Below are 11951 nucleotides of genomic sequence, written 5' to 3' on the forward strand. Positions count from 1 at the left end.
CCTCATCCGGCAGCGCGGGTCGTGGCGGCCGGCACAGGGCTGCCCGCACCGTGTGTCGGCGGCCCTGCCGACTTCGTGTAGCGGCCCAGAGCGGCGCGAAGCGATACTGGCACCGGAGCCGGCCGGGTCGCGGCGTTCGGGCCGCGCATGCAGGCGACCCGTTGCCGTCCGCGTGCCACCAGCTCCTCCAGACCGTCTCTCAGCCGCACATAGTCGAAGGCGAACTCGATCTGTGTCTGGGTGAGGTCCACCAGACGCATGCGGATCGAGAGCTCGTCGAATGCGGTGATCTCGGCCAGGAACTCGCAGTCCACGGTCAGCGTGAACAACTTCAGATCGCGCTGCAGATCGGTGATGACGTCCGGCGCCTGCTCACGCAGGAACATCTCCCGGCACCGGCCTTGCCAGCGCAGGTAGTTGACGTAGTAGACGTTGCCGACAAGGTTGGTCTCCTCGAAGCCGACCACATGCCGGTACTCGTAGAACTCTTTCACTCTCCAACCCCGCCTTCGTCTATCGCCATCGTGAACACCACCGGTTCCGCGGCTCCGGCCAGCGTCGTCACGAACGACGCGATCCGGGTGAATCCTCCGCGCAGCGCCGTCCACGGCCCGCTCGCACCGCCCAGCGAAGCCTCGCTGGTCAGCGTGGTCTGCGCATGGCCCGTCTTGCGCAGGCACTCGATCGCACCCCAGACCCGGGTGGCCGCGATGTCGTAGCTCTCGCCCCGCTCAGAGGCGAGCAGCCCGGCCAGCGCAGCACCGTCGGTGCCCAGCAGATCGGCCCACTCACGGTCGGTGCGTGCAACAGCGACCTCCACATCACAGGCGACAGGGCCATCCGCGGCCACGGCGAACGTGACACCCGCGCCGTGTGAGGAGGAAACCTCCAGGCCCGCAACCAGCGGCTTGCCGTCCGGCCGATACCCGACCTCCGTGTCCCGGCCGACGGCCCAGCTCACTGCCTGACGGGTATCTGCGCGCCGGGCATCGCGCGAGGGCGTCGTCGACGGTCCGGCAGGGACGATTGCGGTGCGCAGGCTGGCGGCCAGGTGCGGCTCGGCATGGCGTTCCAGATAGGTGGCCAGCAGCGCCGGCCGCCACGGACCTGCGCCGTCTTGCTTGCGTACCGCCTGGAGTTTCAGCCCTTCCCAGCGTTCGACCAGGGCTCCGTCTGCGTCTCGCACCTCGATGTCGTAGAGATAGGTATCGCCCTCCCGCCATACCTCCGTAGCGTGCGTCGTCACCTCCGTGCTTGTCCCAAGTCGTCCAGGATCGACCAGCCGCAGCTGCTGGATCGACGCCGGAAGCAGCGTTGCGTCCGGAACGCAGCACTGGATCGAGTGCATCAGCGCATCCCGCACCCCTGGATCGGCCAACGTCAGCTCGGCCGGGTGGAAGCCGTCGAACCAGTCATCACGCGGGCGGCTTGAGAGCCGTGCCACGCAGCTGCGTGCAGAAAGCTGCCGGTAGCCCAGCAGACGCTGGAAGCGGTCGCCTTGGAAGAGCACCGAGCCGTAGAGCTCCTCGGCGGGTTGCAGAGGGATCGCCGGGTCCGCTCCGCCGCTCGGCCGCGGGATGTCTGCCGGTGCGGCCAACTCGTAGCGCAGCGTGGCCCGGAAGTGATCGACCTGGAAGCCGGTGTCGCTCGAGCGCAGCGTGGCCCGGACCGTGCCTGGGGCAGCGGCCAGGACCGCAGTCCGCAGCGTGATGCTGCCGTCGGCGGGCACCACGATCGGCCGCAGGAACTCCACATCGGTCAGTGTCGGTGTGGTGGTGCGGCCGGTCAGCGCAGCGGCCGCTTGAGCCATCGCCTCCATGCCGAGCACGGCGGGAAACAGTAGGTCGCCGTCGAGCATGTGATCGGAGAGGTAGCGATCGGAGGCCGCCGACAAGTCGGCATCGGCGACAAGTTCAATCCCCGGGTAGTGGATGCGCGGCCGCTCCAGGAACCGGCCCAGCGGCAGCTCATTGGTCTCGAGTGCGATGGTCGGTAGTCCTGCGGCGCGTCCCATCACCACGACGGCGTCCGGTGTCTCGGGTGCGCCGATCAGTTCCTTGAGCATCGCGACGCCCTCGGCGACCGGTATCGGCGAGATTCCCTCACGCATCAGCGACTCCAGCACACCGAGCCGCTCGCCCATCCCGGAGCCGGACCACACCGACCACTCCATCGCGATGCAGCGGCACTGCGGGTTCTGCTCGCCGTAGCGGCGCGTGAGATCGGTCAGCCAGTCGTTGGCGGTCGCGTAGTCGCCCTCCCCCCGTAGTCCCGCCCGGCCGATGATGCTCCCGAACGTCACCAGCAGCCGCAGGGGAGCGTCATCGACGGCCGTCAGCAGTGTCTTCAGCCCATCGATCTTGGGGGCCAGGGTGCGGCGGAAGGTGTCCTCGTCCAGGTTGACCAGAGCCTGCGGATGGTTTCGGCCGGCGCCGTGCAGGATGGCGGTGACCGGTCCCAGCGACCGGCATACCTCCTTGACAGCCGCCTTGACCTCATCCGCTGCAGTGACGTCGGCCTGCAGGTAGCGGAATCGGAGGCCGGCATCTCTCATCCGGTCCAGGTTTGCCGCCAGTTCCGGATCCGAGCCCGGGTCTGAGCGCCCGAGCAGTGCCAGCCCAGCTCCGGTGTCTTCAACGAGCGCTAGTGCTGCCTCGGCGGTAATGCCCTTGCCGCCACCGGTGACCAGCAGCACGTCCTGATCGCTCAGCACCGGTGCGGCTGGCGGCGCGCCGCTTGGCTGCAGGGCACGAAGCACCGGCACCGACCGGCGGCCTTCGACGTCGTACCAGACCTCTGCGAAACCGTCGGTCGCCGCTGCGTTTGCCTCCACGCGGGCGACTACCTCGGCGACCTGCCGCTCCGACAGCGCTTCCGGATCCGGCAGGACTACGACGGTTGTCGTGACGTTCGGGGCCTCCAGGTGCAGCGTCTTGGCGATGCCTGCGGCACCACGTCGGCCGCCGACCGCAACGAGCCGCACCGGGGTCCTGCGGGCTCGGGACAGCGCCGCCCGCACGGCCGAGATCATGAGCGGCACGTGGTCGTCGTCGGCCTCGCGCGGCAGGCACAGCAGTACACCGTCGCCGAGGCCCGCGGTGCTTAGCGCCTCCTGAAGCGGCACTGCCAGTGGATGGGAACTCGTGGCGAACAGCTCCCACTCGGCTGGCGAGGAGCGAAGCACGACCGGCGGCACCGGCCCAGTCGGTGTCAGGTCCACCGCAAACGACCGTACCCACGGTGCGACGCCTGCGACCTGCTCGTGCTGCCCGTCCTCGCTGAGTGCCGTGTCGGCCAGCTCATCCAGCATCGCCGCCAGCTCCGTCAGCGTCGATGTGGCATAGGCCGACGTCGCAAGCACCGCGCTCACGCCGAGCTCGCGGGCAGCCTGCGTCACGATCTGACCGACCGTGATCGAGCTCAGATGCAGCTCGTCGATCGGATTACTGTCCGGATGCACCGCCTCCAGCGGCAGTTCCGCCCGCTCGGCGGCCAGCCGCCGCAACACGGTCAGGCTGTCGGCCCCCGGTGTCGGCTGCTCGATCCCGGCCGACGGCTCGTCGAGGGGCTGAGGGTCCTGCGTCCCGACGGCAAAGTCCACGTCCGGCGCGGCCTCGCACGGGCTGGCGAGGAATGAAAACTGCTTGTCCAGCGGCAGCGGCTTGACATACCGGTCGCGGAAGAGTTCCTCGTGCCGGATCGGGGCGCCCAGGGCGTAGGCCGCTCCGAGCGCCTGGAACAGCCCGGCCAGCGACGGGCCGTCAGTTGCCACCGAGACCGCGGGCACCGCCGGTGCGATCTGCAGAGCCAGATTCCGCAGGATCTGCCCGGGGCCGACCTCGATGAACAGGTCCGCGTCCGCAGCCAGCGTCTGGATCGCCTCGCTGAACCGGACCGGATCCAGGATCTGCCGGGTCAACAGCTCGGGGACGTCGACGTCCGGCGGTAGCGGCGCACCGGTGACCGTCGAGACCATGGTCCGGGTCGGCTGAGTGAAAGCCTGCCCGGCCAGGTATGCGCGGAAGGCCTGCGCGGCCGGGGCGACGGCTTCGGAGTGGAACGCATGCGAGACCGAGATCCGGGTCGCGGCGATGCCGCGGGCCTGGGCGCGTGCCATCACGGCCTGGACCGCCGCTGCCGGGCCGCTGATCACCGTCTGCGTGGGGCTGTTGAAGCCGGCCACGACCACGGGCTCGCCGCCAATCAGGGCCTGGACATCGCCTGCCGAGGCCGAGATCCCGGCCATGGCCCCACCGCCGGCGCTGGCCTTATCCATGATCCGGCCTCGGGCAGCGGCCGCGCGCAGCAGAGCGTCCTCGTCCATGGCTCCGGCCCAGTGCAGCGCCGACAGCTCGCCGAGGCTGTGCCCGGCAGCTGCCGACGCCGTCACACCGAGCTGCGCCAGCACCCGGAGGCCGGCGACCGAGCCTGCGACGATGCGCGGCTGCGCAACCGCTGTCGCGACCTGGTCTCCGTCTGTCGGCAGCTGGAGGCTGCAGTACAGCTCATCCACCGTGGGGAACCGGCGCCGCAGCGCGCCGCCGTCCGCGCGGCGGCCCGCGCCTTGCCCAGGGAACAGATAGGCGATGTGCGGTGCTTTCCCAGTGGCACCGAGGAAGACGCCGCCGGCGGAGTCGAGGACTCGGCGGGCGCCGTTGTCGAGGGCCTCCAGCAGCTTGCCGAGGCGGTGTTCGGCCTCCTCCGGGGAGCTTGCGACGACTGCGGCCCGGATCGGCCCGCCCGCCAGCTCGCCGGACAGCGTCGCCGCGAGGTCGCCGAGTTCGGCGAACGACAGCTGCGGCACGAACTCGGCGAGCTGCGCAACGCGGCCGCGCAGCTCCGCGGTGCTGGACGCGTCGAGCAGCAGCAGCTCGGTGTCCTGCCGCGAGCGAACCAGGCGCTGCGTCGTCGTTCCCAGGCCGGTGCGGCGGACACCGTCGGCGTGCTCGACGACGATGTGGGCGTTGATTCCGCCGAAGCCCATCGAGGAGACACCGGCCCGGATCGGGGCGCCGTCGGGCCACAGTTCGGCGCTGTCCGGGACACGCAGCGCAGGCGCATCACCTGCGAGTGCCGGATGTGGCCGGCTGTGGCCGGTAGCAGGGGGGATGATCTGGTGCCGGACCGCGAGCACGGCCTTGATCAGGCCAGCGACCCCTGCCGCGGCCTTGGTGTGGCCGAAGTTGCCCTTGATGGTGCTGATTGCGGCGGGCGGGGCAGCCTGGTCGGCGGCGCGGCGTGCACCGGTGAAGGCCTCCAGCTCGGTGGCATCGCCGACCGCGGTCCCGGTGCCGTGGCCCTCGAAGTAGCCGACGCTTTCCACCCCGAAGCCGGCCGTCGCGTAGGCACGGCTGATCGCGCGTCGATGGCCGGTGGCCTCGGGCCGGGTGATGCCGCCCTTGCCGTCGGAACTCTGCCCCCAGCCTGCGATGGTGGCGTATCGGAAGACACCCTGACGCACGGCGTCGTCATCGCGCATCAGCACGAGCATGCCGCAGCCTTCGCCCGGCCAGAATCCGTTGGAGTCCTGGTCGTATACGCGCATCTGGCTGGTGGACAGTGCTCCGGTCTTCGCGAAGCCGACGAGCTCGAACGGGTCGATGCTCAGATCCACGCCGCCGGCCACCGCGGCGTCGATCTGCCCGGTGGCCAGCGCGGTGCAGGCGGTGGAGACGGACAGCAGGGAGGAGGAGCAGGCCCCGTCCACTGTGTAACCGCCGCCGCCGAAGTCGAAGTAGTTGCAGATGCGGCCGGAGATGGTGTTGGCCAGCCCGCCGGCCAGGGTGTCCTCGGTGATCGGTGGGAAGGGCGCCTTGTAACGGTCTTCCAGGCGGTCCAGGAAGGCGGCGAGGTCCGTGTCAGCCCAGCCCTGTTCGCGCAGGGCTGCCCCTACGGTGCGCTTGACGTATGGCCAGCGCAGCCGCATCAGGCTGGCGCGGCTGAACTCGCCCGTCAGGGTATTGCCGATGACAACGCCGGTCGCGTCCTTGGGGAGGCCCTGCCCGTGCGGGAAACCTGCGTCGTCCAGGGCACGCATCACGGTGTCCAGGGCGAGCCAGTGGGTCATGTCGGTGGAGCGGAAAGTGGAGCCGCCGATCCGGTAGCCGATCCGGTCGAACTCGAATCCCTCAAGCACTGCGGCCATGCGGCTGTAGTGCCGGTCTGGTGCGTCAGGATCGGGAGAGTAGTAGTCCTCCGCTCGCATCCGCTCGTCCGGCAGTCGGCGAAAGGCCCGCCGTCCGGCCAGCACGTTGCGCCACAGCTCCTCGGGGCTGTCGGCGTCGGGGTAGCGCAGGGCGATGCCGACGACGGCAATCCGCGGGGTTGTCATGCGATCACCGGCCCGGGGCCGATGGTGAGCGGGCCGGGAACTGTCATGGCCTTCTCCTTCGTGCGTGCGTGTGCGGGCAGGGCCGCGGGAGAGGCAGCGCTGCCGGGTAGCAGGGGTGGATGCATGGCTGGCGCCGTCATCGACGGCTCATAGCGCTGCGGTTTCGCGTTCGGTGATCGGCTCCGGGCCGACCGGGCGGGAGGCTGGCGGGATGGGGGCCCATTTCTTGCCGTGTGCGCTCATCGCGGCCGGCTGGTACGTCCAGTCGCGGTTGCCGGCAACGGCGACGTCCCGGGCCGCCGTGCTCCCGCGGCGCCAGGCGCTGCTCGCTGAGTTGAGGACGAAGCCGAGGGCGTGGCGCGCGTAGGTCAGCAGGGGGAAGGTGCAGTTCTCTCGCCAGGCGGCCGAGCCGTGCCTGCGATACCAGGTGACGTGCCGTGCACCGGCCGGGAGCGTGAACGTCGCGACCGCGCGCTGCTCTGGCTTGCCGAAGCCCATGTAGGGCGGCACGAAGTCGAGTTGGCCGAGCCGGGTGAAGATGCGTTCGGAGGCTGCTGCGTGGGTGATCTCGCCGCTCGCCGCCGCCGCGATGTCCTGTTGGGAGGCGCGGAGCGTGGCGACCACCTCGGGCAGGTGGCTGCCGAGAACGCCCATGCGGGACGGCTCGGTGGTCTTGGCCAGGTCTGCTGGATCGCCGCTTTTCAGGTAGCGGACGAGCAGCGACAGCGGGCCGAAGGCCCCGAGCACGTTCCCCAGGACCCAGTTGCGGTTCCAGGCGTTCCAGGTGTCGTAGCTGGCGAACGACTCAAACGAGGTCGACACGACGTCGTCGTAGTAGTCGAAGGCCCGGTTGACGGTGTCCTCGATGTGCTGGAACCGCTCGGTGGCGAAATCATCCTCGGCGACGGCCTTGAGCAGTGCTTCGGCGATCAGGTCCACGGCGACCACGAGGACGGACATCCCGCTGGAGAACAGCGGGTCGACGAAGCCCGCTGCATGCGGCAGTTGGAGGATCCGGGGCAGGAGCATGTGGGGTGAGGAGTACTGCAGCCGCCCGGAAGACACCCACGGGCGTACCGCCTTGGCCGGTGCGAGATGCCGCTGGATCGTCGGGTACTGCGCGATGATGCGTCGAAACTCCTCCTCCGCAGGACCCTCTGGGTGGGGATGGCGTGTGCGGTCGAGCATCAACCCGACGCTGGTGAGCGGGTTGGTCGACTCACGGTGGTTGTTGAAGGGAATCACCCACAGCCAGCCGCCGTCGAAGATGTGGTGCATCGTCGCCTCGCCCAGCGGCGAGGGCACCTTCTTGCGGGCCTTTTTGTCGAGCAGCAGGTCCGCACTCCTCACACCGATCATGTGGGTGAACAGCGTGCGGGTGTCGGTGCGGAACCGCGGTGTCTCGTCCCGCATGCCGAACAGGTCCGAGACAAGTGACCGCATGCCCGAGGCGTCGATCAGGTACTTGGCCTGGTACACCGCTCCATCGGCCGCCCTCAGTTCGACGCCGGCATCGTGCGATGCGATGTCCTCGATCCGGGCCTGGGAGACGAAGTCCGCGCCGTACTGGACGGACATGGCCGCGAGGTAGCCGTCGGTGTCCTGCCGGAACAGGTGCGAGTCCGGGCCGATCGGCGGTGTGAGCGTCGGCAGCTGATTGACGTGCTCACCTTGGTGCTCGCGACCGGCGGAGTGGTACATGAAGCTGAAGGACCTTTTGACGCCGCAGGCGCTGCTGATGTTGTCCCGCAACGTGTGGAAGGAACCAAGCCAGCCGATTTCGGGAACCCCGTACTTCTCCCCGATGATCCGCAGCCGGATGCCCGTCTCCGGGATGAGCGACTCTCCGATGGCGAACCGCGGATGTGAGGCACCTTCCAGCAACAGGGTGCGGACACCGTGCTTGGCAAGGATGCAGGCAAGCATCGACCCCCCGATGCCGGAGCCCAGGATGGCGACGTCATAGCGAGTGCTGGTAACGGTCACGATTGCCCCTGCCTTCGTCGGTAGTGCTGCACGCCACGCGGCAACCAGCGTCCAGTGGCATCGTGTTGGCCGCCTACTCTTCGATTGCCGCGGTCTCGCTCCATCGGGGCCGTCGCAGGTCAGCACGCGAAGAGAAGCCCTGGTCTCGCCGGGCGCGCCAGCATGGCTGGCGCCGGAGCACGTAGTGACAGACGTGCGGACGGCTCCGGTTGGGGGTCCTTGTGTGCCGCCGGGGCTGATCTGCGTTCACTGCGCGGCTCACTCAACGAGAAGGGGCACCACGGATGACGGCAATGCCGCTTGGCGACCGTGCCGGCCCGGGGGTCGAACGCCCGCTGGCCTTCTGGCTCGGCGTGATCGCCTGCACAGCCGGGGTCGTCCTGCACCTGCCGATGTATCTCCACGCTCGCGACATGGGCTACCGGATGGCGGGCATGCAGGCCGACACACCGATGCTCGTCGGTATGGTGCTGGTCGTCGTCGGCCTGGCCAGCGTGCTCTATGGCTTGCTGCCCGCGAAGGGCGCCGAGGTCCGGCAGGCCGCCTCCCGGGTCCGGGTGCGGGCCCTGGACGATGCGCCACTGCGCAAGCAGCATGCGGCCCTGCTGTTGGCAATGACCGTCGCGATCACCATCGACGTGATGAAGCCGACGACGCTGTCTTTCGTCACGCCGGGCATGGCCGCGGAATACGGGCTGCTGCCGGCGAACCCGCACGGACACGTCACGGTGGCGTGGGTTCCGCTGGCCGGCATCACCGGCACCGTGGTTGGCTCGCTGATATGGGGCGTGCTCAGTGACTGCATCGGCCGCCGCGCATCGCTTCTCTTCGCCGGCATGCTGTTCGTGACGACCTCGATCTGCGGAACCATGCCCGGATTCACCTGGAACCTTGTCATGTGCGCGCTGATGGGTATCGGGGCGGGCGGCATGCTGCCGGTTGCGTTCACGCTGTTGGCGGAGACGATGCCGGCCCGGCACCGAGGTTGGGCCATGGTGCTGATCGGCGGCAACGGCGTCGGAGCCTACTTGCTGGTCAGCTGGCTGAGCGGGGCTTTGACACCGCATTACTCGTGGCGAATCCTGTGGCTGATCGGGCTGCCGACCGGCCTGTTGTTCATGGTGGTCGGCCGGTGGATCCCGGAGTCGCCGCGCTACCTCATCGCCCGCGGGCGCACCGCAGAGGCGCGGGCAGTCATGGCGCACTACGGCGCGGCGGCGCACGACATCAGCCACGGCCGGATCGGCGAGCCTGGCGAGGGCGTCGGCGTCGCGCCCCGCGTCAGAACGCCGCTGCTCGAGACCAGCCTGGCGATCGCCTGCCTCGGCCTCGGCATCGGTCTGGTGACCTACGGCTTCCAGCAGTGGGTACCAACGAACCTGCAGCGACTGGGCTACACCTCAGTGAAGTCCGACTACACCATCCGCAACGCGTCGCTGATCGGGCTGCCGTTGACCGCCCTGTCCGCCTGGATGTATGCGGCGCTCGGCAGCCGCAGAACGCTGCTCTCAGTGTCGCTCGTCACCTCGACAGCACTCGCCGTGTTCGCGATCTGGGGGGACCAGCTGGCGCACACCCGAACGTTGCTGTCGCTCCTGCTGGTGGTGCCGATCGCAGGGACCAGTTCGCTGGCGGCGGTGGCCGTGGGCTACGCCGCCGAGGTCTATCCGACCCGGATGCGCGCCCGGGGGACAGGACTGGCGGCCGCCCTGACCAAGGCTGGCGGCGTGCTTATCCTCGCCGTCGTCGTGGGAATCAAGACAGTGCCGTCGATCGGAGCCACGGCAATCTTCGGCGCAATCCCACTGCTACTGTCGGCACTGGCATTGCTCCGCGTCGGCCCGGAGACCAAGGCTCGACGTCTGGAGTCCATCACCGAGGACGCCACGCCAACTCCGGAAAGGGTCTGACCAGCCCATTAACCGCCGTTGCGCTGCAACTGCCGCACACTACCTTGGCCCGACACGGGTGTCCTGAAATGGCACGAGGCGGCTTCCTCTTTCGCGTCAGGTGGGAAGCTGCCAGGTATTGAATGATCGTCAATACGCGAGGGGGGACTCAGCATGAACGGCGATGCCGGATACCGTGCGCCACGGCGCGCCGAGACCATATCCGGAACCCCCCAGATGGCAGCATATCGCCACATTCGCCGAAACCTGACACAATCGCTGGCCGGCCTCCCGGATGCCGCACAGACGGACGTGCCAGCGTGCCCTGGGTGGACGGTTCACGACACCGTGGCGCACCTGGTCGACAGTTGCCGCCTGGCCGAGCGCAACCTCGCAGGTCGACCGCCCCACCACGTCCGGGGCGAGCTTCCCGCACTACTGGCCGAATGGAACCGCAGCGGTGCGCGCGTAGATCGCGGCCTGCGTAAGTCCGCCAGTCCCAGCGCAGGCTCGGTTCTCGTGATGGATGCCTACACGCACGAGGTCGATATCCGCCACGCCCTGGGACTGCCGGTCCCAGTGGCACACCCGGCTTTTCGTGCCGCCTTCGAGCTTGCGGTGGACGGCTTCCGTGCAGCCGTGCTCATGCGGGGATGTCCTGCGTTGCGTCTGGAGACGACGGACGGGGCGTGGCACGTCGGTGACGGCGCCCCGCACGCGATCGTGTTCGGAACCGGACACGATTTGTACCGGTCTCTGGTGGGGCGTCGCACGGTTCAGCAGATCAGGGAGCTGGCATGGACCACGGATCCCGGGGCCTGGTTGGAGGCGTTCGGCTGGGGGCCATTCCGGCCTCCGCTGGACCCGGTGGAATGAGCAGAGGCCGGGCCCCGGCCTCCGCTCGACCCGGTGGAATGAGCAGAGGCCGGGGCCCGGCGCGGAGCCCTCAGGCGACCCCGTTCAGCGCCGGCGCGCCCCAGTTGTCCAGCTCCGGCAGCGCCAGCAGGATCGGCGTATCGACGGCCTTTATCGGGCGCAAGCCGATGTGCTGGCTGGCATGCGTCTTGTCCGGTCGGACGACTAACCGTGCACCGCGGCCGAGGAACACCGGCTTGCGCAGCCATGGTCGCGGCTCGTGATCGCTCATGGAGACCGCTGCGGCACGCACACACCACGTTCCCGGCGGCACGCCCGTGAGGGTGTATGCGCCGGAGGAGTCCAGGATGTCGCACGCTACTGGAAAGCCTTCGACGACCGGGGTGCGAAAGGCCCCCACGTAGACGCGGACTGACTTGTCGGTCTCCGGGATGCGAATTGTGCCGGTGATGGTCCCGCGGGAGCCTTCGTTCGCCGCGCGGGCGTCCAGGGCGAGCAGGCCGCCCTGCGACAGCGCGCGATAGCGACCCGGAGAAGTACCGACGCTGCGCGCGAAGCGGCTGGTGAAGGTGCCGAGGCTGTTGTATCCCACTGCGTAGGCGATATCGGTGACGCTCCTACTCGTCTCCAGCAGTAGATTCTTGGCCCGAAACAGCCGGACCGCGGCCAGGAAGCGCCCCGGGGATGTGCCGGTCGCTTCACGAAACGTGCGTGAGAAATAGAACTTGCTCAGGATCGCCGAGTCGGCTATATCGTCCAGCGACAATGGCTCGTTGTAGCGGTTCCATATTGTGGCTACGGCCCGCTCTATTGCCAGTTGAGTAACGTCCAAGATTCTCCCCCATTTTTGAATACTTGAACCCGCCTGA

At 68.7% G+C, this 11951-nt stretch carries 6 protein-coding genes; 2 read left to right on the forward strand and 4 right to left on the reverse strand.

Features of this window, described 5'->3' with window-relative positions; all coding sequences use genetic code 11:
• Positions 1 to 2: 2 nt before the first annotated feature.
• From ABT114_RS47425 to ABT114_RS47435, 3 genes are all read right to left on the reverse strand, one after another.
• Positions 3 to 494: an acyl-CoA thioesterase gene (locus ABT114_RS47425; RefSeq protein ID WP_351152768.1), complete on the reverse strand. Its 492-nt coding sequence runs from the start codon at positions 492 to 494 to the stop codon at positions 3 to 5.
• Complete coding sequence (locus ABT114_RS47430; RefSeq protein ID WP_351152770.1) at positions 491 to 6331, reverse strand: type I polyketide synthase; 5841 nt, start codon at positions 6329 to 6331, stop codon at positions 491 to 493. Before ABT114_RS47430 ends, ABT114_RS47425 begins: the two co-directional genes overlap by 4 nt.
• 147 nt (positions 6332 to 6478) lie before the next feature.
• Positions 6479 to 8317 (reverse strand): NAD(P)/FAD-dependent oxidoreductase, encoded by a 1839-nt coding sequence (locus tag ABT114_RS47435; RefSeq protein WP_351152773.1) that lies wholly within the window; start codon positions 8315 to 8317, stop codon positions 6479 to 6481.
• A gap of 284 nt (positions 8318 to 8601) precedes the next feature.
• Between ABT114_RS47435 and ABT114_RS47440 the strand changes: the two genes are divergently transcribed.
• Together ABT114_RS47440 and ABT114_RS47445 are read left to right on the forward strand one after the other, a co-directional pair.
• Positions 8602 to 10227, forward strand: coding sequence for an MFS transporter (locus tag ABT114_RS47440; RefSeq protein ID WP_351152776.1), 1626 nt, complete (start codon positions 8602 to 8604; stop codon positions 10225 to 10227).
• Between the two features lie 153 nt (positions 10228 to 10380).
• Entirely contained in the window at positions 10381 to 11082 is a 702-nt protein-coding gene (locus ABT114_RS47445; protein ID WP_351152778.1) for a maleylpyruvate isomerase family mycothiol-dependent enzyme, read from the forward strand.
• A gap of 70 nt (positions 11083 to 11152) precedes the next feature.
• On the opposite strand, the gene ABT114_RS47450 is transcribed toward ABT114_RS47445, so the two are convergent.
• Positions 11153 to 11914, reverse strand: coding sequence for a helix-turn-helix transcriptional regulator (locus ABT114_RS47450; protein ID WP_351152781.1), 762 nt, complete (start codon positions 11912 to 11914; stop codon positions 11153 to 11155).
• Positions 11915 to 11951 lie beyond the last annotated feature (37 nt).

This window comes from Streptomyces sp. NPDC002088 (assembly GCF_040296605.1).
GTDB lineage: Bacteria > Actinomycetota > Actinomycetes > Streptomycetales > Streptomycetaceae > Streptomyces.

Coding starts and splice junctions, on each gene's coding strand:
- ABT114_RS47430 (WP_351152770.1), bottom strand. CDS start 6,331: ATGACAACCCCGCGGATTGCCGTCGTCGGCATCGCCCTGCGCTACCCC.
- ABT114_RS47440 (WP_351152776.1), top strand. CDS start 8,602: ATGACGGCAATGCCGCTTGGCGACCGTGCCGGCCCGGGGGTCGAACGC.
- ABT114_RS47445 (WP_351152778.1), top strand. CDS start 10,381: ATGAACGGCGATGCCGGATACCGTGCGCCACGGCGCGCCGAGACCATA.